The 26864-nt window shown below is 67.2% G+C and carries 23 protein-coding genes; 14 read left to right on the top strand and 9 right to left on the bottom strand.

From position 1 onward, the window contains the following. Window positions 1-110: 110 nt before the first annotated feature. Both ABD243_RS03970 and ABD243_RS03965 read right to left on the bottom strand, forming a co-directional pair. Window positions 111-692: a dihydrofolate reductase family protein gene (locus tag ABD243_RS03970; protein ID WP_344362326.1), complete on the bottom strand. Its 582-nt coding sequence runs from the start codon at window positions 690-692 to the stop codon at window positions 111-113. A 31-nt stretch (window positions 693-723) separates the two neighbouring features. After that, on the bottom strand, window positions 724-912 hold the full coding sequence (locus ABD243_RS03965; protein ID WP_344362323.1) for a hypothetical protein: 189 nt from the start codon (window positions 910-912) through the stop codon (window positions 724-726). Between ABD243_RS03965 and ABD243_RS03960 the strand changes: the two genes are divergently transcribed. Beyond that, complete coding sequence (locus ABD243_RS03960) at window positions 911-1525, top strand: TetR/AcrR family transcriptional regulator (protein ID WP_091255752.1); 615 nt, start codon at window positions 911-913, stop codon at window positions 1523-1525. The two genes, ABD243_RS03965 and ABD243_RS03960, sit on opposite strands and share 2 nt — an antisense overlap. A 23-nt stretch (window positions 1526-1548) precedes the next feature. Here ABD243_RS03960 and ABD243_RS03955 read toward each other — a convergent pair whose 3' ends face one another. Genes ABD243_RS03955 through ABD243_RS03945 form a run of 3 tightly spaced genes read right to left on the bottom strand, consistent with a single transcriptional unit; the run spans window position 1549 to window position 6814 of the window. Next, window positions 1549-3093 carry a glycoside hydrolase family 43 protein gene (locus ABD243_RS03955; protein WP_344362318.1) on the bottom strand — a complete coding sequence of 515 codons (1545 nt, stop codon included), beginning with the start codon at window positions 3091-3093 and terminating at the stop codon, window positions 1549-1551. 28 nt (window positions 3094-3121) lie between these two features. After that, complete coding sequence (locus ABD243_RS03950; RefSeq protein WP_344362315.1) at window positions 3122-5518, bottom strand: family 78 glycoside hydrolase catalytic domain; 2397 nt, start codon at window positions 5516-5518, stop codon at window positions 3122-3124. A gap of 3 nt (window positions 5519-5521) precedes the next feature. After that, window positions 5522-6814, bottom strand: coding sequence for an MFS transporter (locus tag ABD243_RS03945; protein WP_344362312.1), 1293 nt, complete (start codon window positions 6812-6814; stop codon window positions 5522-5524). Between the two features lie 359 nt (window positions 6815-7173). Here ABD243_RS03945 and ABD243_RS03940 point away from each other — a divergent pair, with 359 nt between their 5' ends. The 12 genes from ABD243_RS03940 (at window position 7174) to ABD243_RS03885 (ending at window position 20303) form a co-directional block, all read left to right on the top strand. Next, window positions 7174-9249 (top strand): hypothetical protein, encoded by a 2076-nt coding sequence (locus tag ABD243_RS03940; protein ID WP_344362310.1) that lies wholly within the window; start codon window positions 7174-7176, stop codon window positions 9247-9249. A 4-nt stretch (window positions 9250-9253) separates the two neighbouring features. Continuing rightward, on the top strand, window positions 9254-10243 hold the full coding sequence (locus ABD243_RS03935) for an HAD-IIA family hydrolase (RefSeq protein WP_344362308.1): 990 nt from the start codon (window positions 9254-9256) through the stop codon (window positions 10241-10243). A gap of 9 nt (window positions 10244-10252) precedes the next feature. Beyond that, entirely contained in the window at window positions 10253-10627 is a 375-nt protein-coding gene (locus ABD243_RS03930; RefSeq protein ID WP_344362305.1) for a hypothetical protein, read from the top strand. Beyond that, window positions 10624-11436 (top strand): TlyA family RNA methyltransferase, encoded by an 813-nt coding sequence (locus ABD243_RS03925; RefSeq protein WP_344362303.1) that lies wholly within the window; start codon window positions 10624-10626, stop codon window positions 11434-11436. The genes ABD243_RS03930 and ABD243_RS03925 overlap by 4 nt, the downstream gene beginning before the upstream one ends. A gap of 22 nt (window positions 11437-11458) precedes the next feature. Further along, complete coding sequence (locus ABD243_RS03920; protein WP_116767568.1) at window positions 11459-12496, top strand: NAD kinase; 1038 nt, start codon at window positions 11459-11461, stop codon at window positions 12494-12496. A 3-nt stretch (window positions 12497-12499) separates the two neighbouring features. Next, window positions 12500-14236, top strand: coding sequence for a DNA repair protein RecN (gene recN / locus ABD243_RS03915; protein WP_116767566.1), 1737 nt, complete (start codon window positions 12500-12502; stop codon window positions 14234-14236). Between the two features lie 86 nt (window positions 14237-14322). Then, window positions 14323-16116: a CTP synthase gene (gene pyrG, locus ABD243_RS03910; protein WP_344362298.1), complete on the top strand. Its 1794-nt coding sequence runs from the start codon at window positions 14323-14325 to the stop codon at window positions 16114-16116. Between the two features lie 27 nt (window positions 16117-16143). Then, on the top strand, window positions 16144-16809 hold the full coding sequence (locus tag ABD243_RS03905; RefSeq protein WP_344362296.1) for an NUDIX domain-containing protein: 666 nt from the start codon (window positions 16144-16146) through the stop codon (window positions 16807-16809). 11 nt (window positions 16810-16820) lie between these two features. Then, a complete protein-coding gene (gene xerD, locus ABD243_RS03900; RefSeq protein ID WP_344362339.1) occupies window positions 16821-17840 on the top strand; it encodes a site-specific tyrosine recombinase XerD in 1020 nt (339 codons plus the stop codon). A gap of 67 nt (window positions 17841-17907) precedes the next feature. Next, window positions 17908-18396, top strand: coding sequence for an 8-oxo-dGTP diphosphatase (locus tag ABD243_RS03895; protein ID WP_344362294.1), 489 nt, complete (start codon window positions 17908-17910; stop codon window positions 18394-18396). A 67-nt stretch (window positions 18397-18463) separates the two neighbouring features. Continuing rightward, complete coding sequence (locus tag ABD243_RS03890; protein ID WP_344362292.1) at window positions 18464-18976, top strand: RNA polymerase sigma factor; 513 nt, start codon at window positions 18464-18466, stop codon at window positions 18974-18976. Beyond that, the gene (locus tag ABD243_RS03885) at window positions 18969-20303 is read left to right on the top strand and encodes a hypothetical protein (protein WP_344362290.1); all 1335 of its coding nucleotides are present in this window, start codon (window positions 18969-18971) and stop codon (window positions 20301-20303) included. Before ABD243_RS03890 ends, ABD243_RS03885 begins: the two co-directional genes overlap by 8 nt. A 76-nt stretch (window positions 20304-20379) precedes the next feature. Here ABD243_RS03885 and ABD243_RS03880 read toward each other — a convergent pair whose 3' ends face one another. The 4 genes from ABD243_RS03880 to ABD243_RS03865 form a co-directional block, all read right to left on the bottom strand. After that, entirely contained in the window at window positions 20380-21519 is a 1140-nt protein-coding gene (locus tag ABD243_RS03880) for a bifunctional 2-methylcitrate synthase/citrate synthase (RefSeq protein ID WP_116767556.1), read from the bottom strand. A 62-nt stretch (window positions 21520-21581) separates the two neighbouring features. Next, window positions 21582-22484, bottom strand: a complete 903-nt coding sequence (gene prpB / locus ABD243_RS03875; RefSeq protein WP_344362286.1) for a methylisocitrate lyase — start codon at window positions 22482-22484, stop codon at window positions 21582-21584. Next, on the bottom strand, window positions 22484-24004 hold the full coding sequence (locus tag ABD243_RS03870; RefSeq protein ID WP_344362284.1) for an MmgE/PrpD family protein: 1521 nt from the start codon (window positions 24002-24004) through the stop codon (window positions 22484-22486). The genes prpB and ABD243_RS03870 overlap by 1 nt, the downstream gene beginning before the upstream one ends. A 10-nt stretch (window positions 24005-24014) precedes the next feature. Beyond that, the gene (locus ABD243_RS03865; RefSeq protein WP_344362281.1) at window positions 24015-24656 is read right to left on the bottom strand and encodes a GntR family transcriptional regulator; all 642 of its coding nucleotides are present in this window, start codon (window positions 24654-24656) and stop codon (window positions 24015-24017) included. Between the two features lie 189 nt (window positions 24657-24845). On the opposite strand from ABD243_RS03865, the gene ABD243_RS03860 reads away from it, so the two are divergent. Next, window positions 24846-26744, top strand: a complete 1899-nt coding sequence (locus ABD243_RS03860) for a propionyl-CoA synthetase (RefSeq protein WP_344362280.1) — start codon at window positions 24846-24848, stop codon at window positions 26742-26744. Window positions 26745-26864: the final 120 nt, after the last annotated feature.

Genomic DNA, 26864 nt, shown 5'->3' with positions numbered 1-26864 from the left:
CCCCAACCACAGGTTGGGGGTCCTCCCGCATTTAACCGCACCTCACGAGCGGAGGCACGATCTTGTGTCACCGTTCGCAGTGGACTTCTTCGCGTACCCGCTCAGATCGGTCAACGGCGCACCCGATAGCGCAGGTGAAGCACCCGGTTGCCCTGAATCACCACATCAGGATCCTCCAACAGGTGCTGCGCGTGGACCGACCCGAAGTAGCGCTTGCCGGACCCGAACACGACGGGTACGACGTCCATGCGCACCTCGTCGACCAGGCCCGCGGCAAGCACCTGGCCACCGACGTCGCCGGCGGCGACCTCGACCATGCGGTCACCCGCAAGCTTCTGCGCCTTGGCCACGGCTGCCTCGACGCCGTCGACGAAGTGAAACGGCGCTTCGGAGTCCCAGCCGTCAGGCTCCGGCCGGTGCGTCACGACGACCACGTGGTCGACCCCGCCCGGAGGTTTCCCGTCCCAGCCGTCCGTCATGTCGAAGACGTGGCGGCCGACGACGGTCGCCCCGATCTGGTCCCAGTACGGCCGGGTGTAGTCGTAGGACGTCTGCGACACCTTCAACTCGCCGCTCTCGTCCAACGGCACGTCACCGCTGGACAACCAGTCGAACAGGGGTCCGGGCTGGTCGTCCTCGTCCGCGATGAAGCCGTCCACCGACACCGAGCTGTACATGACCACCGTGCCCATGGGTCTCTCCTCTGTTTTGGGTGCCCCAAGATTAGCGGCTCTTCGCGGTTCGTGGCGGGTTGACCTGCTGAAGGGTGTTCACGCTGCGCCCGATGTCGAGGTTCACGATCGTCGACATCCACGGCCACGAACCTTGAAGACCCCAGAAAGTACTGCCCAGGCCCGGAGCCGGACCGTTGATTCCTTGTTTTTTGCCACCTTGCGTTACGGTGAAACGCATGGGACTGAAGGCGAGCGGCGGCAGTTATCCGACCGGGGTCCGGCGTCGCGAAAAGATCATCGACGTGGCGACGAAGATGTTCGGTGCGGACGGCTACTACGCGACCCCCATGTCGGCCATTGCGGAAGCTGTCGGCATTAGTGAGAGTGGTCTGGCCCACCACTTCCCGAGCAAGAACGTGCTGCTTCAGGCAGTGGCCGAGCGGCGCCTCATGGAGACGGCGTCCTGGTGGGAATCCCTGCCCGGCTCGGATTCCGGGCTGGACGCCCTCGACGAAATGGTGGAAGCCACCCGTCGCTTCACCGAGCAGCCGGGCCTGATTGAACTCTTTGTACTGTCCATTTCAGAGGCGGCAGACACGCGAAGCCCCGCCCACGCCCGGCTCGCGGCGCAGTACGAGGGCGTAGTGGCATCACTGGTTGCCCGGTGGCAGAAAGCCGTCGACAAGGGCGAGATTCGCCATGACGTGGATCTGGAGCTCGTGGCCAGGGAGTGCATAGCAGTCAGTGATGGACTTCAGGTTCAATGGGTCCTGTCCAACGGCAAAGTCGACATCGTCGCCGGCGTCGCCGAATTCTCCGAAAGCCTCAAGGAACGCCTCCGGGCTGTGTGAGTTTGTTGAGGCTGTGAAGTTGCCTAGTACGGGATTTCGAACGCCGGGGGCACTGTCTTGAGGGGCTCCTCGATGAGGACCCGGCCGAACCGGGCAGCACCACCGTTTGATCCCTCATCGACGGCGATGAGCGCAAAGTTAACGTTCACGAACCACTGTGCCGCCTCGGCTGAGAGGAGCCGGGAGTTACCGGACCCTAGTTCCCAGCTCTCGTGCCCCACCGTCGCGGTGAACGTGTACCTGCCGCCGGTTGCCGTGACAGTGAGCCGGAGATCGCCCTGAGCAGGAACAACTGTCTCCGTCTCCGTGAGCATGTCATCGACCACGCGGCGGAAGGACACGGCCCTGCCCGATCCGACCGGCCGCACGAGTGCCGAGAAGAAGTGCACCGAGTTCGTATACACGGCGACTCCCGCGGCAACAGCATCATCACTATCCACCGTTGCGGAGAACGTCTGGTCGAATTCACTTTGCGCCCTGAAAAGGGCCCCGACGGGCGGGCGTTCGGTGAGGTCGGGGCCCGCCGGGACTTCGATGAAGTCGTCGGTCTGTTTCCCATTCACGCCAGGTTCGCCGGCCTGCAGTGTGCGCCAGCCCCGCAGCCACAGCGAGTCGGCGACGTCGATCCGGGTTCCCCTGTCCGTGGGGGTCGGAACGTCGTCGAACGCTTCTTCCGTGTGTCCGTCGTGGCCGACGACGGGCCAACCGTCCTCCGTCCAGGTGACGGGTGTGAGGAAGGTTTCCCGTCCCAGCGTGTGATGACTGGAGAAGCGGTCATGGCGCGTTCCCAGGGACACGGCCCACCAGTTGCCGGATGCGTCCTCGACGAAATCGGCGTGCCCAACGGATTGGATCGGGTGTGCCACCCGGTCGCGGTGGGTCAGAATCGGGTTGTGGGGTGCGGGTTCGAACGGGCCCCATGGTGACCTGCTGCGGCCGATGGTCTGCATGTGTCCCTTCCAGCTGCTGCCCTCGGCTCCGGTGAGGTAGTACCAGCCGTCGCGGGTGAACAGGTGGGGTCCCTCGATGTCGTTGCTGGAGAATCCCCGGTTGTTCGCGGTCAGTGGGCGGAACTCGCCCAGCGTGCCCGTTGCGATGTCGATGGGCGCTTGGACGATGGGACCAAGGTTGCCGTCCGGGCGGAACTGAAGGGTACGGCGGGTGTAGTACCAGCGGCCGTCGATGTCACGGAACAAGGAGGGATCGAAGGCTTCCTGGTCGAGCCAGACCGCATCCGACCACGGACCTTCCGGGCTGGTTGCCGTGACGAAGAAGTTGCCCTGGCCCTCCGCCTGGTTGGTGCAGACCAGATAGAACACTCCTTCTTCGTGGCGAAGGGTGGGTGCGAACAGGTTTATGGACCCGGGTTGTCCGTCGCGACGGTACTGTCCCGGTCTCGTCACGGCGAATCCTATGGTGCGCCACGTGACCAGATCGGTGGAATGCGAGATCGGAATTCCCGGGAGGAACCCGAAGCTCGAATTGGCCAGGTAGAAGTCATCACCAACACGAACGACGCTGGGGTCCGGAGCGTGGCCGCGGAGGACGGGGTTTGTGAAGCTGTTCATGCTCTTCCTTTGCTAGGCGCGGACTGTGTCAGGCACGGACACTCTGCTGAAGTGGAACGCTGAAGGTTCGCTGGCCGCCTTCTGCCGCCAGGACTGTCCCGTTCGGCAATTCGACGCGGGCACGGGTTCCTGGCGGGAGCGAGACGTCGAGGACGAAGTCGCCGCCGACGATGCGCCAGGCTGAGGACAGCAAGCCCTGAGGAGTGTGCAGTGATGCCTGTGCCCAGTCGAGTCCGCCGCCGGGGACCGGTGCGATCGTGACCTGGCGGTAGGCTGCCTCGTCGGCCGTGGGGTGTTCGGAGAGCCGAATGCCTGCCACGTGCGTGTAGAGGAAGGAAAGGACGGCGGCTTTGCTGTAATGGTTGAGCGAACCCCGGACCTCGCCCTGGGCGACGCCGTCCCACCACTCCCAGACCGTGGTGGCGCCGTTCTCGAGCATGCCGAGCCAGGAAGGGGTGCCCCTGGAAAGCAGGACGGCGTACGCTTCCTCGGCTTTGCCGTGGTCGGCAAGGGCGGGCAACAGTTGCCCGGTGCTGAGGAACCCGGTACCCAGATGTCCGTTGTTCTCCTCAATCAGCTCGGCAAGTCGCCCCGCGGCGGCCTCGCGGGCCCCGGCAGGGAACAATCCGAAGGCTAGACCGCGGGCATAGTGGGCCTGGGTCTCGATCGAGAGGAGGCCATGACCGGTGAGGAACTCGCGTTGCCAGGCCTCGCGGGCTCCGGCTGCGACAGTGCTGTATTTTGCCTCAAGTTCCTTTTCGCCCAGCACCTTGGCTGAAGCGGCGAGGAGTGCGGCTGACCGGTGCAGGAACGCGGTCGCCACAATGCTGTGGTCGGTGGCGGGATTCGGAGCCGGAGGTACGCCGGGTTCGAGCCATTCTCCGAAGTGGAATCCGGAGTCCCAGAGGAACGTCTCCCAGGCGGCGGGGACAGGCCGGCGCTCTGCCCGGGCGGGGTGCCTGTTGGCCGCCGCGGAACGGGCGGCGTAGTCGACCCAGGCCTGCATTGAGGGCAGTTGGCGGCGCAGGACGCCCTCGTCGCCGTAGGCGCGCCACAGTTCCCAGGGGACGACGACGGCGGCGTCGCCCCATCCGGCCGACCCCGCCGAGAGGTCCTCGAAGAGAACGCCCGAGGGTTTGTCGCCGGCGGGGTTGGGCGTGATGGTGGGAACCCGGCCATCGGCCCATTGATCGGCGGCGAGATCGGCGAGCCACTTGTCCGAGAACGCCTGGACGTCGTACAGAAAGGCCGCGGTGCCGACAAATACCTGCCAGTCGCCGGTGAACCCGGAGCGCTCCCGCTGAGGGCAGTCGGTAGGAATCTCGCAGGCGTTTCCCCGGAAGCTCCAGACCCCTGCCGTGTGAAGCGCGTTGAGGGCGGCGTCACTGCAGGAGAACGAGCCGGTGGGCAACAAATCCGTGTGCACGACGACGGCCCGGATGTCCTCGGGATCGAGGGCCCCCGGCAGGCCGTCGATCTGGACGTACCGGAATCCATGCGTCGTGTGCCGGGGCTCGAAGGTTTCACCAGGGCGGCCGGAGGAGATGACTTCGTCAATCTGTCCCGCCGGCAGGAGGTCGCCGGTAGCGAAGATGAAGGACCGCAAGTTCTCCGTGGAAACCAGGCCTGATCCGGCGAGCACTTCCCCGTGGGTCAGCACGAGGTGGGTGTCGCGCGGGCCCAATGAGGTCAGGCGCACCCATCCGTTGAGGTTCTGCCCGAAATCGACGACGGCGGTGCCCGGCCGGGGCGACGACACGCCCACGGGCGGGAGGGTGTCGATCCGGCGCACAGGCTCCGCGCTTGTAGGGATCAGCCGTGACCCGTCGTCGTAGAGGGCGCCGGTTCCAATGCTGACCGCTGACCACGGTCCGTCGACGCCGCCGTCGCCGTCGAGCCGGCGGAAGTCGACGGACTGGCCGTCCATCAGGTCAGCCCGAATGATGTGGCTCGGAGCCGAACTCCAGGTGCCGTCCGACACGACATGGAACGCTTCGCCGGAACCGGAGGACCCTTTGAGTCCGAGCAGCACTGCGGTTTCGATGCCGAATCCATCGGCACGGCGTTCGAAGCCGTGCCGTCCGCGGAACCATCCGTCACTTAGAAGCACCTCGACGCGGTTGGTGCCACCGTGAAGGTAGCCGGCAACGTCCCATTCGAACACCTGCAGCCGCTTGCGGTAGGCGGTGAACCCGGGAACGAGTTCTTCGTCCCCGACCCTCCGGCCATTGAGGAAGACCTCGATGATGCCATGGGCCGTCGCAGCGAGAGTTGCCGCTGCCACGTCGGCGGGCAACTCGACGTCGAGGCGCACAACATACGCCGGCCGGGAACCGGGGCCCGGGTCGACAGGTTCGCAGGGGCGGATCCATGCCGCGCCGTCCAGGAGTTCTGTGAACGCGGGTTCGGGAGAAGAGTGCGGCATGGTTCAGCGGACCTTTACAAAGAAGATGGTGACGGCAGACAGCAGTGCGATCCCGCCGAGGATGCAGAAGAACGGGACGTAGGCGGCGGCTGACGTGAGCACGAGCACGCCAAGAAGCGGCACCACAATGGCGGGCGCCGTCGTCGAGACCTGGTACACCGCCATGGCCTTGGCTGTTTGGGCAGAATCCGGGACGACCGAGGCCGCGATTGCCACGTCGACCGTCAGATAAAAAGCCAGGCCGATCGAGAACACGATGTACGCGACCAGAAATCCGTCCGCGCTCTGCAGCAGGGCGGCGATGAGGATGCCCGCGGCAGCGATCACCGCTGCCCCGACGACGAAGATCTTGCGGCGGTTCATCTTGTCCGACAGAAATCCGGCGGCAACCGTGAATACGAAGCCGACGGGGGTGGTGATCAAGGTGACGAATGTGTAGCGGGCCGTTGCGTCCTGAAGCGACAACCCGGTCACGTCAGTCAGGAAATAGGTGGAGTAGGTCTGGAGACCGACCATGGCGATTCCAAAAAGGAGCCGGCTAATCCAGTTCCAGGCGAAGCTCGGGTGATGCAACGGGTTGATGAAAAAGCTCCCCGCGAACTCGCGGACGGAATAGCGGGGAAGCGCCGCCGCGTCAGCAGGAATGACATCAGCTTTGGCAATCACCATCGACAGGCCCAGCACGAAGAGCACGGCAACGGCGGCCGGGGCGACCATCATGGTGACCGGATCTGCAACGTTTGCGCTGGCGAAGGCGATGCCGCCGAGGACAACGAGGCCCGTCACGACGCCGATCCCGGCGGACGTCCGGGCGCGCAGGCGTTCGGGTATGAAGTCGGGCACCAAGGCCAGGAAGGCGGCGATGACCGCGCTGAAGCCCAGCTGTGAAATCGCCCAGCCTGCGGCCACTATGGCGACATTGGATGCAGTCCCGACGACGATGGCGCCGGCAAGCACGGTCAGCGACCCGCCGACGAGCCACGGGCGGCGTCGGCCGAAGCGCCCTCGGGTGCGGTCAGACAGGCTGCCGAACAGCGGCAACATGACGACGGAAATCAGCGCGCCGATCAATATGACAGTGGAGAGGCCCAACGCCTTGCCTGTCGGATCGACCCCGAAGATCCGAATGGAGAGGCTCACGATCGACGGCGTGAGGAACGCGAAGTAGATGGCGGCAGCCGTCAGGATCAGGGTCGCAGCGAAAAGCCCGGGCCGCTTCAGGGGGAGCGTGGGGTGCCCGGCTACGGGAGTTAAGGCAGTAGCTGCCGGCGCGTCCGCGCCAATGCTGGTGGTCACAGGAACTCCTTTGTCTGTGTGGTTTCAGTCGGTTGCCAGACGGCGCCGGCGGTCGCTGGGCTCTTTCGGCAAGAACATTAGCGAAAGTATGACATAAAAAACAAAGGATTCACTGTTTTTTCTCGTGAGGTGATGGACCCGGCAACCCGGGACGGAACTGCACGGCAGGCTGCTGTGAGTCCTGCCACCGCGGGGCCCTATTGGTGCGATGCCGTTAGTCCGTGACGGGTTGCTCGCCTAGAATTGGGGGAGATGTACGGACTTCGAAGCGCTTGATTTCGGGTTGCGTAGGAAACGAAACACGGAAAAGAGCGGCTGCGATTGCGCCAGTGGTCAGCTCGCAACAGGAGGATTCCAGCATGGCTGAGCACAACGACGGAAACCGCGGCGGCAAAGCCCGCGACAACACTGGCGGGGCCCCGTACCGCGGCACGAGCAACTCGGGCGGCGATCCTCGCGGCTTCCGCGCCAGGGATGACCGTAAGCCGTATGGCGATCGTGCTCCGCGTGAGGGTGGCGAACAGCGCAGCTATGGCGGCGGCGACCGTAAGCCGTATGCCGGCGGCGGCGACCGTAAGCCGTATGCCGGCGGCGGTGACCGTAAGCCGTATGGCGATCGCGCCCCGCGTGAAGGCGGAGCGGGCCGTAGCTATGGCGGCGGTGACCGTAAGCCGTATGGTGATCGTGCTCCGCGTGAGGGTGGCGAGCAGCGCAGCTATGGTGGCGGCGACCGCAAGCCGTATGCCGGCGGTGACCGCAAGCCTTACTCCGGCGGCGGTGACCGTAAGCCGTATGGTGATCGTGCTCCGCGTGAGGGTGGCGAGCAGCGCAGCTATGGCGGCGGTGACCGCAAGCCTTACTCCGGCGGCGGTGACCGTAAGCCGTATGGTGATCGTGCTCCGCGTGAGGGTGGCGAGCAGCGCAGCTATGGCGGCGGTGACCGCAAGCCTTATGCCGGTAGCGGCGACCGTAAGCCGTATGGTGATCGTGCTCCGCGTGAAGGCGGAGCGGGCCGTAGCTTCAGCGGCGGCGACCGCAAGCCTTATGCCGGTGGCGACCGTAAGCCATATGGTGATCGTGCCCCGCGTGAGGGTGGCGACCAGCGCAGCTACGGCGGCGGTGACCGCAAGCCGTACGCTGGCGGCGACCGTAAGCCATATGGTGATCGTGCCCCGCGTGAAGGCGGAGCGGGCCGCAGCTTCGGTGGCGGCGATCGTGACCGCAAGCCGTATTCCGGTGGCGACAACCGCAAGCCCTTCGGCAACCGTGAAGACCGTCCGGCACGCAGCTTCGACCGCGGCGACTCGGGTCCGCGCCAGTTCGGCCGTGACCGCCCCGAGGATCGTCCCGTGCGCGTGCCGAACGCCGCCGATCTCCGCAGCGCCAACCGTCCCGACCGTGAGCGATCACCGCAGATCGACGAGGACGTCACGGGTAAGGAACTTGACCGCGCCACGCAGCACCAGATCAAGACCCTCGAAGGTACCAGCGCCGAATGGGTGGCCCGCCACCTGGTCATGGCGGGACGGCTCCTGGACGAGGAGCCGGAACTTGCCTTCCAGCACGCCCTCGCAGCCAGCCGCCGTGGCGGCCGCCTTGCGTCCGTCCGCGAAGCTGTCGGCCTGACCGCCTACGCCGCCGGACACTATGGTGAAGCCCTGCGGGAATTCCGGACCTACCGGCGAATCAGCGGCTCCAACATGCACCTGCCGGTCATGGCCGACTGCGAGCGGGGCCTTGGACGCCCGGACCGTGCCCTGGATATGGCCCGGTCCGAAGAAGCCAAGGACCTCGACGCCCCGGGCAAGGTGGAACTGGCTATCGTCGCCGCCGGTGCCCGCACCGACCTCGGGCAGCTCGATGCCGCGGTATCCGAGCTGGAGATCGCGCAGCTGGACATCAACCGTGCCTTTTCCTACAGCCCTCGTCTGTTCCGTGCATACGCCGAAGCCCTGACGGCCGCCGGCCGCGCGGCCGAGGCCGCCAAGTGGCAGCGGCAGGCCGTCGTGGCCGAAAACGCGCTGGGCCTCGGGGCGGAAGAGGAACCTGACATCATCGACCTCGGCTGGGACGAGGAAGAAGAAGCGCGTGAGGAAGAGCGCCAGCGCCGGCTCCGCGCCCAGGAAGCCCAGGAGGTAGCAGCCGCGCACGCCGGGGCCGACGAGCGTGCACCCCGGGTCGCCGGCGCCGCTGTAGCCGCGGAAGTCACCGGCGCCGCTGCGGCGGAGACCGCCCTGAACCCGATCGACGAAGGCTCCGACGACGCCGAAGCCGGCCACTTCGAGTCCGACGACGCCGAGTCGGACCAGGATTCCCTCGAAGCCGACGTCCTCGATGAATCCGACGAAGAAACCGACGAAGAGTCGGACGCCAACGCGGATCAGGAAGTCGTCGAAGACTCCGAGACGGCCCAGCGCGAGCGGGTGGAGGACTAGTCGCATGACCGGACCCGCACTGATCTCCACCTTCGATGCGCTCCTTTCCGACCTGGACGGTGTGGTCTATGCAGGACCCCACGCCATTCCCGGGGCGGTGGAGTCGCTGCGCCGGCTGGCCGGTGTCGGCGTCGGACTCGGCTACGTCACCAACAACGCGTCCCGCTCTCCGGCGCAGGTGGCGCAACACCTGCGCGAGCTCGGCGCCCCCGCCGAGGACCACCAGGTGGTGAGCTCCTCGCAGGCGGCGGCAGCGCTGCTGGCCTCGATGCTGCCGGCCGGGGCGCACGTGCTCATCACGGGCAGCGCCGCGCTGGCACAGGAGATTGAGCTGGTGGGCCTGGTTCCCGTCCGCAGCGCGGCGGAAAATCCCGTCGCCGTCGTCCAGGGCTTTAGCCCGGACCTCGGGTGGAAGGATCTTGCCGAGGCGTCGTACGTCGTCGCTGGCGGTGCACTGTGGGTGGCGACCAACACTGACATGTCCATTCCCCAGGCGCGCGGAATGGCCCCGGGCAACGGGACCCTCGTGGCGGCCGTGGCCGCCGCGACCGGCAAGGCCCCGATCGTGGCCGGCAAGCCCGAGGCGCCGTTGTTCCATACCGCCGCCAAGCGGCTGGCCGCGGACCGGCCGCTCGTCGTCGGCGACCGCCTGGACACCGACATCCTGGGCGGCAACAACGCCGGATTCGCCACCGTGGCTGTCTTGACCGGCGTGGACACCAAGGAATCGATCCTCGCCGCACGGTCCAAGGAGCGCCCCGATTTCCTCATCAATGACCTGACCGGCCTGTACGCTCCGTACCCTGCTGTGGAGCACGACGCCGGGCGGTTCCGCAGCGGCATCGCCTCGGCGATCGTCCGTGGCCAGTCCGTCCACATCACCGGCGACCCCGCTGACCTCGATTCATGGCGTGCCGCCTGTTCGGCCTGGTGGGCCGCGAACCCCGAGACGACCAGCGCGCTGGCTCCGGTCCTCGAGTGGCTCGATCACTAGACTGGACCCATGACCGAGCAGAACCAGCAGCCACACCCGGCGCCAAACGTGGAGCCTGCCCAGGCGCCGCATGATGCGCCGGACCGCGACTCCGGGCCCGGAACGGCGAGTGACGCCGCTGGGGAAGCGCCGGCACTCGCGGCTGACATCGACTGGCCCGCGCTGCCGCCCCACCAAACACAAGGGCGGCAGGCGCAGATCCAGGACCCGGCTGTCAGCGCCGTGCTGGACCGGCTCGCCGCCGTACGGCTGACGCCGGTCTCCGAGCACGGCGAGGCCTATGCCGGCATGCACGATGCCCTGCTGGAGGCCCTGAACGAAGACGTGGCTTCCGGCGCCGGCATAGCGCGCCGCATCCATGGCGCGGGGGACGGGGGATCGTGAGCCGGCTTGACCAGGCCCTCGTCAGCCGCGGGCTGGCGAGGTCCCGCACGCACGCCGCCCGCCTGATTTCCGAGGGCAAGGTGAGCTCCGGCGGCGAGGTCCTCGCCAAGGCGTCCCTCCAAATTCCGGAAGACGCCGCGCTGGACGTTGCTGCCTCCGCTGAGGACGGCTATGTCAGCCGCGCCGGGCACAAACTGGCCGGCGCCCTGGACGCCTTTCCCGCCGTCGACGTCGCGGGCAAACGGTGCCTCGACGCCGGCGCCTCCACCGGCGGGTTCACGGATGTGCTGCTCCGGCGCGGAGCCGGCCACGTGGTCGCCGTCGACGTCGGGCACGGCCAACTGGTCCCGGAAATCCGGAACGACGCCCGGGTCTCCGTCCATGAAGGCCTCAACGTGCGCTACATGACGCCCGCGGAGATCGGCGGACCGGCCGCCTTGACCGTGGCGGACCTGTCCTTCATCTCGCTGACCCTCGTAGTGGCGCCCCTGGCAGCCTGCACCGAACCCGGCGGCGACCTCGTCCTCATGGTCAAGCCGCAATTCGAGATCGGCAAGGATCGCCTGGGCCGGACCGGCGTGGTCACCTCGGAGCGGGAACGCCGGCTCGCCGTCGGCAAGGTGGCCGCCGCAGCGGTGGACGCGGGCTTGGACCTCAAAGGCCTCGCCCAAAGCCCGCTGCCGGGCCAGGACGGCAATGTCGAGTACTTCCTGTGGATAAAACGCGCGATGTCGGAAGTCCCGCCTAAGATCGAGGAGCGGGACGCAGCCGTTGCTGCGTTGCTCGGAACAATCTGGCCGAACCACTAGTACCACCAGAAGGCGGAACCCGATGAGCAGGCGTGTCCTCATCCTTGCCCACACAGGGCGCGAGGAGTCCCTCAAGGCTGCCTGGGAGGCGTGCGCCCAGCTGCATGGCTCCGGCCTGATCCCCGTGATGCAGAAGACCGAACTCGGGGACATGGTCCGCTTCTTCGGCCGGCTCGACCACCCCGTCGAGGTCCTCCACGACCACGTGAAGCTGCCCGACGTCGAACTCGTCATGGTGCTGGGCGGGGATGGCACCATCCTCCGGGCCGCCGAGCTCGTCCGCGAAGTCGACGTCCCGCTGCTCGGCGTGAACCTCGGCCACGTGGGTTTCCTGGCCGAAAGCGAGCGAGCCGACCTCGCCCAGACCGTCGAATGGATCGCGAGCCGTGAATACACGGTGGAGGAGCGGATGACGATCGACGTGCAGGTCTGGGTCCGCGGCCAGAAGATCTGGCACACCTGGGCCCTCAACGAGGCGGCGATCGAAAAGGGCAACCGGGAACGGATGCTCGAGGTGGTCACGGAAGTCGACGAACGCCCCCTGACCTCTTTCGGCTGCGACGGCGTCGTCCTGGCCACTCCCACCGGCTCCACGGCGTACGCGTTTTCCGCCGGCGGCCCCGTGGTGTGGCCCGAAGTCGAGGCCTTGTTGATCGTGCCCATCAGCGCCCATGCCCTCTTCGCCAAACCACTTGTGGTCTCGCCCCGGTCTAGGCTCGCCGTCGAGATCCTGAACCGGACCGACGCCCAGGGCGTGCTGTGGTGCGACGGCCGCCGCTCCGTGGACCTGCCGCCGGGCGCGCGCGTCGAAGTGACCCGCTCCGCCACCCCGGTGCGGCTGGCCAGGACGCACCAGACGCCCTTCTCCGGCAGGCTGGTACGCAAATTCGAGCTGCCGATTCAGGGCTGGCGCGGTCCCATGCCTCAGGCGGAGGCCATCCACACCGGACCCGTCCCGATTATCCGCACACCCCGTCCCATGCCGCCGCTGCCCTCGCCGCGCCACGCAGGGCACGGCGACGCACCCGATCCATCGCCAGACCCCTCAACCGAGAAGTGAACCATGCTTGAAGAACTGAGAATCCGCGACCTCGGCGTCATCACCGACGCCATCTTGCCGCTGGGCCCGGGCCTCAGCGTGGTGACCGGTGAGACCGGCGCCGGCAAAACCATGGTGGTCACCGCCGTCGGCCTTCTCCTCGGCGCCAGGTCAGACGCCGGCGCCGTCCGCAGCGGCGCGAAGAGCGCCTCCGCGGAGGCCGTGCTGAAGCTCGACGCCGGACACGCCGCCATCGCGCGGGCCCGCGAGGCGGGCGCGGAGATCGAGGAGTTCGACGGCGGCGCCGAGCTGTTGCTGGCCCGCAGCGTCGGCGCCGACGGCCGCAGCCGCGCATACGTGGGCGGACGCGCCGCGCCGGTCGGCGTGCTCGCCGAAATCGGCGAAACCCTTGTGGTGGTGCACGGACAATCGGACCAGATCCGGCTCAAGAGCCCGGTGGCGCAACGCGGCGCTTTGGACAAGTTCGCCGGCGACAGCCTCGCCAAGACACTGGCTACCTATCAGGAGCTCTACGCCCACTGGCACGCCAGCCAGGGTGAGCTGGATGCCTTGCGCAGTGCCGCCCGGGAGCGCCTCCGCGAGGCCGAGTCGCTGCAGGCTGCTCTCGCCGAGATCGACGGCGTCGACCCGCAGCCGGGGGAGGACGAGGCCCTGAAGGCCGAGGCCGTGAAGCTGGCCAACGTCGAGGAACTGCGGATTGCGGCCAGCACCGCCCACCAGGCGCTCATCGCCGAGGACTTCGGCGAAGACGCCGACGCCACCACCTTGGTGGATGCCGCCAAGCGCACCCTGGAACACGTGGCCGAACACGACGAGGAGCTGGGCTCGGCCGCGGCGCGCCTGGCCGAGGTCGGTTTCCTGCTCAACGACATCGCCACCGAGCTCGCCAGCTACCAGGCCGCCCTGGACACCGAGGGCCCGGAGCGGCTCGCCGAGATCGAGGACCGCCGGGCGGTGCTGGCCAAACTGGTCCGGAAGTACGCGCCGAGCATCGACGAGGTTCTGGTCTGGGCCGAGCAAGCCCGCGCCCGTTACGACGAACTGCAGGACGACTCCACCCGGATCGAGGCGCTGGATGCCGAGGTCACCCGCGCCGAAGCCGGGCTCCGGAAGCAGGCCGCCGCGATCAGCAAGGCGCGCACCAAGGCCGCGAAGGACCTCTCTGCCCGGGTCAGCGCGGAGCTGACGGCGCTGGCCATGGCCGACGCCACCCTGGTCATCAATGTGGAACCAACAGAGCAGCTGGGACCGTTCGGCGCCGACGAGATCTCCTTCCTGCTCCAGCCGCACTCCGGGGCCCCGGCCCGGCCGCTGGGCAAGGGGGCCTCGGGTGGTGAACTCTCCCGCGTCATGCTCGCCATCGAGGTGGTGCTGGCCGCCGTCGACCCCGTCCCGACGTTCGTCTTCGACGAGGTCGATGCCGGCGTGGGCGGCCGCGCCGCCGTCGAGATCGGGCGCCGGCTGGCGATGCTGGCCCGGCACGTCCAGGTCCTCGTGGTGACCCACCTGCCGCAGGTGGCGGCCTTCGCGAACCAGCACATCCGGGTCACGAAGACCTCCGTCCGGGGCGCAGACGGCGCCACCGCCACCGGCTTCACCTCCAGCGACGTTCAGCTGCTGGACGAGGCCGAGCGCGTCCGCGAGCTGGCCCGCATGCTCGCCGGCCAGGAGGACTCGGAATCGGCCCAGGCCCACGCCCAGGAGCTGCTGGACGACGCCAAGCTCCTCCCGCAGATCTGAGGGCCCGCCAGTACCGCAGCAACGACCGCCGCTAGGACAACAATCACATCGGGATCCCGCCAAAGAACCCGTGGAAGGCCGAATTGATGATAAGCTCAAACCCCGTGGTGCAGCGATCAAACTCTCGTGTAAATTCCCGGTTTCCGGGCTCGTCCAAGACGACCAAACACATCTTCGTCACCGGTGGTGTAGCGTCCTCGCTCGGTAAGGGACTGACGGCTTCGAGCCTCGGCCACCTCCTGCGGGCTCGCGGTCTGTCTGTAACAATGCAAAAGCTCGATCCCTATCTGAACGTGGATCCGGGCACGATGAACCCCTTCCAGCACGGCGAAGTCTTCGTCACTGACGACGGCGCCGAAACGGACTTGGACATCGGCCACTACGAGCGCTTCCTCGATGAAAACCTCGAAGGCTCGGCCAACGTCACAACCGGCCAGGTCTACTCGACTGTCATCGCCAAGGAACGCCGCGGCGAATACCTCGGCGACACCGTCCAGGTCATCCCGCACATCACCGATGAGATCAAGCGGCGCATGCGGCTGCCCGCCGAGGGCAAGAACGCCCCCGACGTCATCATCACCGAAATCGGCGGAACCGTGGGCGACATCGAGTCCCAGCCGTTCCTCGAATCCGCCCGCCAGGTCCGCCAGGACATCGGGCGCAACAATGTGTTCTTCCTCCACGTATCGCTCGTGCCGTACATCGGGCCGTCCCAGGAGCTCAAGACCAAGCCGACGCAGCACTCCGTTGCCGCGCTGCGCTCCATCGGCATCCAGCCCGAGGCAATCGTGATCCGTTCGGACCGCGACGTCCCGCAGCCGATGCGCGAGAAGATCGGCCGCATGTGCGACGTCGACATCGACGCCGTGATCGGCTGCCCGGACGCGCCCAGCATCTACGACATCCCCAAGACCCTGCACTCCCAGGGCTTGGACTCGTACATCGTCCGTGCCCTGGACCTGCCGTTCAAGGACGTGGACTGGACCAGCTGGGACAAGCTCCTCGACGCCGTCCACAACCCGAAGCACGAGGTTGAGATCGCGCTCGTCGGCAAGTACATCGACCTGCCGGACGCCTACCTGTCCGTCACGGAGGCCCTGCGCGCCGGCGGCTTCGCCAACGACACCAAGGTCAAGATCCGCTGGGTCCCCTCGGACGAATGCGAAACCCGCGAGGGCGCCGTGCAGTCCCTCGCCGGCGTCGACGCCATCTGCGTGCCGGGCGGCTTCGGCATCCGCGGCCTCGAAGGCAAGCTGGGCGCCCTGAAGTACGCCCGCGAAACCAAGCTCCCGGTCCTGGGCCTCTGCCTGGGCCTGCAGTGCATGGTGATCGAGTACGCCCGCAACGTGGTCGGACTCGAAGGCGCATCCTCCTCCGAGTTCGAGCCTGACTCCAAGTACCCGGTCATCGCCACGATGGAAGAACAGCTGGACATCGTTGATGGCAAGGGCGACCTCGGCGGCACCATGCGCCTGGGCCTCTACGAAGCCAAGCTCGATGAAGGCTCCGTTGTTGCCGAAACCTACGGCGCCACCAAGGTCAGCGAACGGCACCGGCACCGCTACGAGGTCAACAACAAGTACCGGGATCAGATTGCCGCCAAGGGGCTTTCATTCTCAGGTACGTCGCCCGACGGCAAGCTGGTCGAGTTCGTGGAACTTCCCCGCGACGTCCACCCGTACTACGTGGCCACACAGGCGCACCCCGAGCTCAGCTCGCGGCCCACGCGTCCGCACCCGCTCTTCGCGGGCCTGGTCAAGGCGGCGCTGGATCACCAGCACGCCGCCGACGCTGCACCGGCGGCAAGTGCCGGCGCTAGCGCCACGGCAGAAGCCCCGGCCACTGCCGCCAAGCCCTCGTCGGCAGCAGTGTCCAAGTAATTTCCAACTGAATCAAAGGACGGCGCGATGCCCGGTATGTCTGAGACCCCCAATGCTGCACGGCAGGTTTCGGATGAACCGAGCCCACGCCGTCTTTTGTCTTCCCACAAGGTGTACGAAGGCAGGATCTGGGACGTCGTCAGTGACAGCTTCCAGCTCAACGACGACGGCGACACCCTCGTCCGGGACTACATCGACCATCCCGGTGCGGTAGCCGTTCTCCCGATGAACGACGCCGGCGACGTCCTGCTGCTCCGGCAGTACCGGCACCCCGTCGGCATGGATCTCTGGGAGATCCCCGCGGGGCTGCTCGACGTCGAAGGCGAGGACTTTGTCGTCGGCGCTGCCCGCGAGCTCGCCGAGGAAGCGGACCTGGTGGCGGACCGCTGGAACGTGCTGGCCGACTTCTTCAACTCCCCGGGGTCCTCCAGCGAGGCCATCCGCATTTACCTGGCCCGCGGCCTGCGGGAGGTGCCGGGACACGAGCGGCACGTCCGCACCGAGGAAGAAGCCGAAATCGAACTGCACTGGACGCCGCTGGACGAGGCCGTGCAGGCAGTGCTGGACGGCCGCCTCCACAACCCGTCCGCCGTCGTCGGCGTCCTTGCCGCGGCCGCCGCCCGCGCCGACAACTTCGCAAGCCTCCGCCCGGCCGACGCGCCGTGGCCGGCCCATCCCAGCCAGCGCCGATGACCGACGCGCTGATGGCCGGCCCGCAGACGCTGGAAACGCGCGCCCCGGCGCCGACGGTTCGTCCGCAGACGGAGATTGACCGCGCCATCACTGACTACCTGCAGCACATGGGGGTCGAACGCGGACTGGCGGCGAACACCCTCGCCGCGTACCGGCGGGACCTTGCCCGCTACGCGAGCTACCTCGCCCGTTCGGGCCGCCAGCGCCCGGCGGACGTCACCCGGCATGATGTCACCGGCTTCGTCCAGGCCTTATCCGACGGGTCCGACGGAGGGTCCTCCCTCGGCGTCCGGTCCGCGGCACGCACCGTCGTGGCAGTGCGCGGTCTGCACAAATTCTGGGCGCTGGAAGGCATCACGCCCACCGACCCGGCCAGCGACGTCCACCCGCCGATGCCCGGCAAGCGCCTGCCCAAGGCGATCAGCGTCGGGGAGGTCACGAGGATCCTCGAGGCCGTCGGCACGGATACGGCCACTGGACTGCGTGACCGTGCCCTGCTCGAGTTCCTCTATTCCACCGGAGCCCGCATCAGCGAGGCCGTGGGCCTTGACGTCGACGACATCTCCTTGCACGCCTCGTCCCTGCATACCTCGCGCGGGGCCGGTGATAGCGAGGGTCCCGCGATCGTGAGGCTCTTCGGCAAGGGGTCCAAGGAACGCCTCGTCCCGCTGGGATCGTTCGGGGCACGAGCCCTCGACGCCTACCTCGTCCGCGGCCGGCCCCTGCTGGCCGCCAAGGGCAAGGGCACCCCGGCGCTGTTCCTGAACGCCCGCGGCGGCAGGATCAGCCGGCAAAGCGCCTGGACCATCCTTAAGTCGGCCGCGGACAAGGCCAACATCACCAAGGACGTGTCGCCGCACACCCTGCGGCACTCCTTCGCCACCCACCTGCTGGAGGGCGGTGCCGACGTCCGCGTGGTCCAGGAGCTGCTGGGGCACGCCTCGGTGACCACGACGCAGGTCTACACCCAGGTGACGGCCGATACGCTGCGGGAGATCTACGCCGCCGCGCACCCGCGCGCCCTGGGCTAGGACGGCCACCCGGGCCAACCGCGGCGGGGCGACCCCAGCCACCGTGGCCGGGCGCTAATGTTGATCCATGAATTCGACAGCTGTCACTCTGTGCTTCCTGCTACGCGACGAAGCCGCCGGGACGCACGTCCTGCTCGGTACCAAGAAGACCGGGTTCGGCGTCGGAAAAATAGTGGGTCTCGGCGGCCATGTGGAACCGGGGGAGTCCGACGCCGAGGCCGCCTGCCGCGAAGTTTTCGAGGAGGCCGGAATCGTGGTCAGGGAGCACGATCTCCGCGTCGCCGGACTGATCGAGTTCGTCTTTCCCGCCCGGCCGGAATGGAACATGTCCACGAGCCTCTTCACCGCGCGCCGCTGGACCGGCGACCCGGTCGAAAGCCAGGAAATCATCCCGGAATGGTTCCCGGTCACGTCGCTGCCGTTGGCGCGCATGTGGCAGGATGCCGAACACTGGCTGCCGCTGGCGTTGGGGGAGGGCGCTGTGGACGCCGTCATCATCCTGAACGATGACAACGAGACCGTGGCCTCGGCGGAATATTCTTTGCGGGGCGTGTAACCCCGGCCCGGAAGCCGGAAACAATACAGTTATCCAGCAGTTCGGACATTTGATTTTTGGGGGATGCGTGCTTTCGGAGCGCGAGTTGGCGTTTATCGCCATTCATAAAGACAACTATCCGCAGGTCTACAGGTTTGTCCGACGGCGGGTGGAATCGGTCGAACTGGCGGAGGAACTCGCCGCGGATGTCTTCCGGGTGGTGTGGCAGAAGAAGTGGGACGACGCGTCCCGGACGGATACGGCGTGGCTCCTGACGGTCGCCCGCAACCTGATCGGGAACGCCTACCGGAGCCGGGACCGGCAGGAGGCGCTCCAGGACAAGCTGCGTTCCGCGGCCGTGGTGCGGTTCGGCGGCGATTCGGACAACGTGGCGGTCCAGGACGCCCTGGCCGCTCTTCGGGAGAAGGACCGGGACATCCTCCAGCTCGCGTACTGGGATGAATTGAGTATCGCGGAAATTGCCGGTGTGCTGCACTGCAGCGAGTCCGCCGCCAAGGTCCGGCTGCACCGGGCCCGGGCCGCCTTTCGCAAGCACATTCCGGCAGGCGCTGAAACGATGACACAGAAAATGGGTGCCTGAGATGGATCCGATCAAGAACATGATTTCCGCGATCGACCCCGTACATAACGATCCGTCCGTGCCCGACGGCGAGGCCGCCCTGCGCAGGATACTCACCGAGCCCGCGGAGTTTAGCGACAGCCTGCCGCACAATGTCTTTTCCCTCGCGGACCGGAAGCGCAGGCGGACCCGGCTGGCCGGCGTACTGACACTGGCGGCGGCGGCCGTCACGGCCGGCGTCCTCGTGGCCACCAACCTGGGTTCCCTCACCACCGCCCCCGTACCGGCGGCCACCGTCACTACGACGGCGACCACTTCTCCGACGGCCTCAGCGACAGTTTCGGCTAGCGTGACGCCGTCGGCGACCCCGACGCCGACGGCAGCGGCGAGCGTGCCGGCAGCCACCGGACCTGTCGCCTGCACGAAGGACAGCGTGGCCGGCGTTCAGAGCTGGTTCGCTGACCAATTGCCCACCGCACAGGTTGCGGCCTGCGCGGGAGACTGGATGGCCTTGAGCATGAAGGTCTCAGGCGGCCAGACCGACGCCGGCAGTTGGTTCTGGATGGCCAAGCTGACTGACCGCAAGTACGTCATCGACGCTGACCAGCCGTGGGCCAACATGCCCGGCTGGGATCAGGCGGCGGCGAACAATGAGCGGCTGACGGCGGAACAATACATGGACGGGCAGTTCGCGTCCAAGGGAATTCCCGTGGAGCTCCGGAAGGCTCTCGTAGGCACCCCGGCGCCGGGCAGCTTGGCGGCGCGGGGGATCAAGACTTACGAGTACTGGTCCACGGGCTATAAATTGGCCTTCAACTACCCGGCTGCCTGGCAACTCGCCGGGACCGCGGAGAGCAACGCCCTCTCAAACGGTGAAGGAACTTCCCTCACGGATTCCGCCGGCAAGGAAGTGGCACGGCTGGCCTTCGGCGATACCAATGACTGGACCACCAGCGGGTGTCTTAACAACGCACCCTACAAGGTCCTCGACAGCCAGCCGATGGCAGGACTCCCGGTCGACCCGGCAGCGCCGGCACAGGGAACCCCGAGGTTCGCTTACGTCGCCATGACCTCAGCAGCAAATGACGGAGGTCCCGTCCAAGCGGGGATAGGGATCACGAACCGCATCGCCGGACAGGACGGGATCGGCTGCGTCCTTGATTTTGCGGTACAAGGCCCGGACTCTTTGAAGTTTTACAGCTTCGCGGATCGTCGTCCCCTTGGCGGAGCCACGTGGGGTCTCTACAAGTTCCAGACCATGGACGATGCCCTGGCCTTCACCCGCACCCAGGCCTACAAGGACCTCAAGACGGTCATCACCTCGCTGACCGTCACTAAGGTCAGCTAGGACCAGTCCGCGGGCACAACGAAGCGGGCCGGCCACCTGAAAGGTGACCGGCCCGCCGTCGAGCGTTGTTCGAAAGTTACGGCAGGTGCCGTTCCTCGACGCCGTTGTACTCGCTCAGCGGGCGGATCAGGGAGTTCGATTCCAGCTGCTCCATGATGTGCGCCGTCCAGCCCGTGATGCGGCTGGCGACGAACAAGGGAGTGAAGGTGGGGGTGTCGAAGCCCATGAGGTGGTAGGTCGGGCCGGCCGGGTAGTCCAGGTTTGGCTTGATCGCCTTGGCCTCGTCCATCGCCGTTTCCAGGCCGTTGTAGAGGCCCAAGAGCTCCGGGCGGCCGTAGTGCGCGATCATCTTGTCCAGGGCCGCCTTCATGGTGGGCACCCGCGAGTCGCCGTGCTTGTAGACACGGTGGCCGAAGCCCATGACCTTGCGCTTGTGGGCCAGGGCATCCTCCATCCAGGCTTTGGCCCGTGCGTGGGCCTCGTCCAGCGACTCCTCCTGCCGGATACCGATCTCGTCGAAGGTGTGCATGACGGCCTCGTTGGCGCCGCCGTGCAGCGGGCCCTTGAGCGCTCCGATCGCCCCGGTGACGGCCGAGTGCAGGTCCGAGAGCGTTGAGGTGATCACGCGGGCCGTGAAGGTCGAGGCGTTGAACGAGTGCTCGGCGTAGAGGATCATCGAGACGTTGAAGGCGTCCACGACTTCCTGGACCGGTTCCTCGCCGAAGGCCATCCAGAGGAAGTTCGCCGAGTAGCCCAGATCGTCGCGGGGCGCCACGACGTCCTGACCGTGCCGGCGGCGCTGGTCGTAGGCCACAATCGCCGGCATCGCCGCGAAGAGGTCGATCGCCTTGGCCATGTTGGCCTCGCGCGAGGAGTCCTCCGCGAGCGGGTGCCGTGCGCCCATGACGGAGGCTGCCGTGCGGCAGACGTCCATCGGGTGCGACGTGGTGGGCAGCGCGTCCACCACTTGTTTCACGACCGGATCGATGGGACGGCCGGCGCGTTCCCGTGCCGTGAACTCGGCCAGCTGCTCCGCGGTGGGCAGTTCGCCGTTCCAGAGCAGGTAGGCGACTTCCTCGAAGCTGCACTTGGCTGCCAGTTCCTGGACGGGGTAGCCGCGGTAGAGCAGCGAGTTGGTGTCCGGGTTGACCTTGGAGACCGCGGTGTAGTCCACCACGACGCCGGCGAGGCCCTTCTTAATGTCCTGTTCAGCCATGCTGAAACTCCTTTGTTCCTAACGCCTGTATACCGGCACGTGCCGGCGGTTCCATGCGGGGCTTACTGACCTGGGATATGGAAATTAAAGACTCCGGTATCGAATCGGTTGTAAGCCTCATAATCAACGAGATCGTACAAACGCGCACGGGTCAGCATGCTCCCAACCTGTGCCTCTTGGGTTCCGTCGGCCTTAATCGATTCCAGAGTACGCTCCGCAGCCCCCATGGCACTACGGAGAAGGGTGACCGGATAGATCACCATGTTGACTCCGACCCCGGCGAGCTCGTCCACCGTGAACAGGGCGCTCTGGCCGAATTCGGTCATGTTGGCCAGGATCGGGACGTCGACGGCGTCGCGGATCGCCTGGAATTCGCTCAGGTCCTTCATGGCCTCCGGGAAGATCGCGTCGGCCCCGGCCTCTACGAGTGCCTTGGCCCGGTCCTGGGCGGCCTGGAGACCGTCGGTGGCCCGGATGTCAGTCCGGGCCATGATCAGGAAGTTCGGGTCACGGCGGGCGTCGGCCGCGGCGCGGATCCGCTTGGTCGCGGTCTCGAGGTCCACCACGTTCTTGCCGTCGAGGTGGCCGCAGCGCTTCGGGTTGAACTGGTCCTCGATATGGCAGCCGGCCAGGCCGGCATTCTCGAGTTCCTGGACGGACCGCGCCACGTTCATCGGCTCGCCGAAGCCCGTGTCTGCGTCCACGATGGACGGCAGGTCGGTCATCCGGGCGATCTGCCCGGCCCGGGTGGCGACCTCGGTGAGCGTGGTCAGCCCGATGTCCGGCAGCCCGAGGTCGTTGGCCAGGACGGCGCCGGAAATGTAGACGCCGGCGAAGCCCTTTTCCTCGATCAGCCGGGCCGAGAGCGGGTTGAACGCGCCCGGGAACTGCTGGATGGTGCCGGAGGCCAGGAGCTCCCGGAAGCGGAGCCGCTTCTGCTCCGGCGTGGTCTTCGAGTACAGCATTAGAAGAGTCCCTTCGGGGCGGCGGCGAGGTCGATCACGCCGTCGGCCGCCTGGATGTTCAGCTGGTCAAGCTCACCGGCGGCAAGCTCCGGAAGCCGCTCGGCGGCGGCGAGGAAGCGCTCGATCTCCTCGTCGGCCACGAGGCCGGCGGCGAGGGTGCGGAACTTGTTGACGTACTGCTCCCGCGCGAAGGGCCGGGCACCCAGCGGGTGGGCGTCGGCGACGGCGATCGACTCCGTGATGACGGTGCCGTCGGTGAGCGTGATGACCACGGTGCCGCCGAACGCCTTCTCGGCGATGTCCAGGGAGTGGTAGCGGCGGGTCCATTCCGGATCCTCGACCGTGGTGACCTTGTGCCAGAGTTCCACGGTGTCCGGGCGGGCGGCGCGTTCCGGGGCATAGGAATCGACGTGGTGCCACGCGCCGTCCTGCAGGGCGACGGTGAAGATGTACGGGATGGAGTGGTCCAGGGTTTCGCGGCTGGCCGTGGGGCTGTACTTCTGCGGGTCGTTGGCGCCGGAGCCGATCACGTAGTGCGTGTGGTGGCTGGTCTTGATCAGCACGGAGTCGACGTTGGCCGGGTCCGTGACCTCGGGGTGCTCGCCGTGCAGCTTGCGCGCCAGGTCGATCCACGCCTGCGCCTGGTACTCGGCCGAGTGCTCCTTGGTGTAGGTGTCCAAGATGGCGCGCTTGGCCTCGCCGGCCTCGGGCAGAGGCACCATGTAGGAGGCGTCCGGGCCATCGAGCATCCAGGCGATCACGCCGTCTTCGCCCTCGTAGATCGGCACGGGGGAGGTCTGGCCGCGCATGGCACGGTCAGCGGATTCGACGGCCATCTTGCCGGCGAACGCGGGGGCGTGCGCCTTCCAGGTGGAGATTTCGCCCTTGCGGGACTGCCGGGTGGCGGTGGTGGTGTGCAGGGCCTGGCCGACGGATTGGAAGATGGTCTCGACGTCGAGACCCAGCAGGGTGCCGATGCCGGCCGCCGCGGAGGGGCCGAGGTGGGCCACGTGGTCGATCTTGTGCTTGTGCAGGCAGATGGCCTTGACCAGGTTGACCTGGATTTCGTAGCCGGTGGCGATTCCGCGGATCAAATCATGTCCACTGGAGCCGACGTGCTGGGCGACGGCGAGGATCGGCGGAATGTTATCGCCCGGGTGGGAGTAATCCGCGGCCAGGAAGGTGTCGTGGTAGTCGAGCTCACGGACCGCGACGCCGTTGGCCCAGGCGGCCCACTCCGGGGCTACGCGCTCTTCGATGCCGAAGACCTTCGATCCCTTGCCGCCGGTGGTCGGGCCGTGGGTGAGGGCCTGGGCCCGGGCCGCGACGATGGGGGCACGGTTCAGCGAGGCGATCGCCACCGAGGCGTTGTCGATGACGCGGTTGATCACCATGTCGGTGACGTCAGCGGTGACGTCCACGGGATCCGCGGCGACCTTGGCGATCTTGTAGGCAAGCTGGTCCTCGCGGGGCAGGTTTTCCTCGCTCTTGTAAACGCGGACGTGGTGTTCCTTGACCATGGTGCTCCTTTTAGTGAGGTGTATGCGTGGCTTTGACGTGGGAAAGACTGCGGTGCAGGTGAAGCGTGGTGGCGGCCTCGGCCAGCCGCGGGTTGCCGGCGGCGATCGCCTCGGCGATGGCGGCGTGCTCGGCGGCGGCGGCGGTCAGCCGGGCGGCGTCGTCGGCGGCCAGGCGCCGGACGCGCACGAGGTGGACGCGGAGGCTGCGCATGGCCTGGGCGAGGTACGCGTTGGAGATGGCTGCGTCGATGGCCGCGTCCAGCCGCCCGACGAGCTCGTAGTACTCATGCAGGGCCGGGTCCTCGCCACCGATCAGTTCCGGGGCTTCGAGCAGCTCGCGCCGGAGCTGGTCGAAGGTGGCCCGGTCGCCGCGCACGGCGGCCAGGGCCGCGGCCTTCCCTTCGAGGGTTTCGCGCAATTCGAACAGTTCGTCGATGTCGTCCAGTGAAATATCGGTCACGACGACGCCGCGGCCGCCCGCCGTCGTCGTCAGCCCTTCGGCCGTGAGCCGGCTCAGGGCCTCGCGCAGCGGCGTGCGCGAGATGCCCAGACGCTCCGACTGTTCCACCTCCGCGAGGACTGTGCCGGGCAGGAGGCGCCATTCGATGATGTCGTCGCGCAATGCCGCGTAAGCCCTATCGCTGGCTCGCATCCTGCCTCCTTCGCTCCTGGGCCCTTTGGGGGTGGCCACAAACCAGTGTATACACGCAAGGGCACTTTGCCCAGTAGTCGGCGGATAAAGCGCAGAAATCGGTGGTTCTTGTATACATAACCCTTGTGGTGGCCGTCCGCCACGGTTTACCATGGGCTGCATCACACCGTCGTGGACAGGATGTATCTCATGGTCACCAAGAGCTACCGGGACGCCTACAAACGTAGCCTCGAACAGCCCGCAGAGTTCTGGCTGGACGCTGCCCGGGGGATCTCCTGGTCCACGCGGCCCCAACAGGCCCTCGATGCCAGCAGGGCGCCGCTCTACGACTGGTTTCCGGATGGCGTCCTGAACACGTCCTACAACGCGCTCGACCGGCACGTGGCGGAGGGCAGGGGCGCACAGGACGCCCTGATCTACGACTCCGCCATGCTCGGCACGCAGAAACGCTTCAGCTATGCCGAACTGACGGAGCTTGTGGCCCGGTTCGCCGGTGTCCTACGCCGCAGCGGAGTCGGCAAGGGCGACCGTGTGGTGATCTACATGCCGATGATCCCCGAGGCCGCCATCGCGATGCTGGCCACGGCCCGGCTCGGCGCCGTGCACTCCGTGGTGTTCGGCGGCTTTGCCCCGAAAGAGCTCGCCGCCCGCATCCGGGACGCCGCCCCCGCGGCCGTGGTGACGGCGTCGGGCGGTATCGAACCCTCGCGCCGGATTGAATACCTGCCCGCCGTCGCGGAGGCCCTCGGCATCGCCGGCGCCCCGGACACCCCGGTGCTGGTCAAGGCCAGGGATGGCTTCGCCGCGTCGGTGGCCGACCACCCCGGGTGGCTCGACTGGGACACCGAGATGGCTTCGGCCGAGCCCGCCGCGCCTGTCGATGTGAAGGCGTCTGATCCCCTCTACATCCTCTACACCTCGGGCACCACGGGCGCGCCGAAGGGCGTGGTGCGGGACAACGGCGGCCATGCCGTGGCCCTGAGCTGGACCATGGCCAACATCTACGACGTCGCACCGGGCGACGTCATGTGGACGGCTTCGGACGTCGGCTGGGTGGTGGGGCACTCCTACATCGTGTACGGGCCGCTCCTGGCCGGCGCCACCACGGTGCTGTACGAGGGAAAACCGGTGGGAACCCCCGACGCCGGCGCATTCTGGCGGTTGATCCAGGACCACAAGGTCAACGTGCTGTTCACCGCGCCCACCGCTCTGCGGGCCATCCGGAAAGCCGACCCCGAGGCGCAGCTGCTCAAGAACTACGACATCTCCAGCCTGCGCACGCTCTTCGCCGCCGGCGAGAGGCTGGACACCGACACCTTCCACTGGGCCTCCCGGGTCCTCGGCGTCCCCGTGGTGGACCATTGGTGGCAGACCGAGACGGGCTGGGCCATCTGTGCCAACCCGCGCGGCCTGGACGGGCTGCCGATCAAGGCAGGATCGCCCAGCGTCCCGATGCCCGGCTTCAGGCTCAACGTCGTCGACGGCGGGGGCGAGGACGTCGAGGCCGGCACGGAAGGAAACATCGTCCTGGAGTTGCCGCTCCCGCCGGGCACCCTGACTACGCTCTGGCGCAACGACGAACGCTACATTTCCTCCTACCTCCAGGCATTCGAGGGCTACTACGCCACGGGCGACTCCGGCTACCGGGACGAAGACGGCTATCTCTTTGTCATGGGCCGCACCGATGACATCATCAACGTCGCCGGACACCGGCTCTCCACCGGCGCCATGGAACAGGTGATCGGCCAGCACCCCGCCGTCGCGGAATGCGCCGTGATCGGCCTCGCCGACCCGCTCAAGGGCCAGCGGCCCAGCGGCTACGTGGTGCTCAAATCCGGGGTGGACATCCCGGAAGAGATTCTGGTCAAGGACCTCATCGCCCTGGTCCGGCGGGACATCGGCGCCGTGGCCGACTTCAAGCACGTCACCGTGGTGGAGGCCCTGCCCAAGACCCGCTCGGGAAAGATCCTGCGCAAGACCATGCGCCAGATCGCCGACGGCGACGAGTACGTGGTGCCGTCCACGATCGAGGACGCCGGCGTGATTGACCGGCTGCTGGGAACTCTGCGCCCCTCGGCCGCCGACTGACGGGCGAGCCCGCGTCACGCAGGGCAGGTTTTTGGGCTCCTCCGCAGGCCCTTCGTGAGGCACGACGGCGGGAATCCGCCGTCGTGCCGAAATAGCCATCCTGAAACTCTGCGCTGCGTG

It is taken from the genome of Arthrobacter humicola (genome assembly GCF_039531445.1).
In the GTDB taxonomy this organism is placed as follows: domain Bacteria; phylum Actinomycetota; class Actinomycetes; order Actinomycetales; family Micrococcaceae; genus Arthrobacter; species Arthrobacter humicola.
Note: the sequence above shows the minus strand (reverse complement) of the source record. Positions and strands in the feature narration are given on the sequence as shown.

Bases quoted from the DNA above. Each gene is read 5' to 3' on its own strand.
- ABD243_RS03880 (WP_116767556.1), bottom strand. From the start codon at position 21,519: ATGGCTGAACAGGACATTAAGAAGGGCCTCGCCGGCGTCGTGGTGGAC.
- ABD243_RS03930 (WP_344362305.1), top strand. From the start codon at position 10,253: ATGACCGAGCAGAACCAGCAGCCACACCCGGCGCCAAACGTGGAGCCT.
- ABD243_RS03940 (WP_344362310.1), top strand. From the start codon at position 7,174: ATGGCTGAGCACAACGACGGAAACCGCGGCGGCAAAGCCCGCGACAAC.
- ABD243_RS03865 (WP_344362281.1), bottom strand. From the start codon at position 24,656: ATGCGAGCCAGCGATAGGGCTTACGCGGCATTGCGCGACGACATCATC.
- ABD243_RS03935 (WP_344362308.1), top strand. From the start codon at position 9,254: ATGACCGGACCCGCACTGATCTCCACCTTCGATGCGCTCCTTTCCGAC.
- ABD243_RS03895 (WP_344362294.1), top strand. From the start codon at position 17,908: ATGAATTCGACAGCTGTCACTCTGTGCTTCCTGCTACGCGACGAAGCC.
- xerD (WP_344362339.1), top strand. From the start codon at position 16,821: ATGGCCGGCCCGCAGACGCTGGAAACGCGCGCCCCGGCGCCGACGGTT.
- ABD243_RS03860 (WP_344362280.1), top strand. From the start codon at position 24,846: ATGGTCACCAAGAGCTACCGGGACGCCTACAAACGTAGCCTCGAACAG.
- ABD243_RS03970 (WP_344362326.1), bottom strand. From the start codon at position 692: ATGGGCACGGTGGTCATGTACAGCTCGGTGTCGGTGGACGGCTTCATC.
- recN (WP_116767566.1), top strand. From the start codon at position 12,500: ATGCTTGAAGAACTGAGAATCCGCGACCTCGGCGTCATCACCGACGCC.
- ABD243_RS03920 (WP_116767568.1), top strand. From the start codon at position 11,459: ATGAGCAGGCGTGTCCTCATCCTTGCCCACACAGGGCGCGAGGAGTCC.
- ABD243_RS03950 (WP_344362315.1), bottom strand. From the start codon at position 5,518: ATGCCGCACTCTTCTCCCGAACCCGCGTTCACAGAACTCCTGGACGGC.
- ABD243_RS03955 (WP_344362318.1), bottom strand. From the start codon at position 3,093: ATGAACAGCTTCACAAACCCCGTCCTCCGCGGCCACGCTCCGGACCCC.
- pyrG (WP_344362298.1), top strand. From the start codon at position 14,323: ATGATAAGCTCAAACCCCGTGGTGCAGCGATCAAACTCTCGTGTAAAT.
- ABD243_RS03960 (WP_091255752.1), top strand. From the start codon at position 911: ATGGGACTGAAGGCGAGCGGCGGCAGTTATCCGACCGGGGTCCGGCGT.
- ABD243_RS03965 (WP_344362323.1), bottom strand. From the start codon at position 912: ATGCGTTTCACCGTAACGCAAGGTGGCAAAAAACAAGGAATCAACGGT.
- ABD243_RS03870 (WP_344362284.1), bottom strand. From the start codon at position 24,004: ATGGTCAAGGAACACCACGTCCGCGTTTACAAGAGCGAGGAAAACCTG.
- prpB (WP_344362286.1), bottom strand. From the start codon at position 22,484: ATGCTGTACTCGAAGACCACGCCGGAGCAGAAGCGGCTCCGCTTCCGG.
- ABD243_RS03905 (WP_344362296.1), top strand. From the start codon at position 16,144: ATGCCCGGTATGTCTGAGACCCCCAATGCTGCACGGCAGGTTTCGGAT.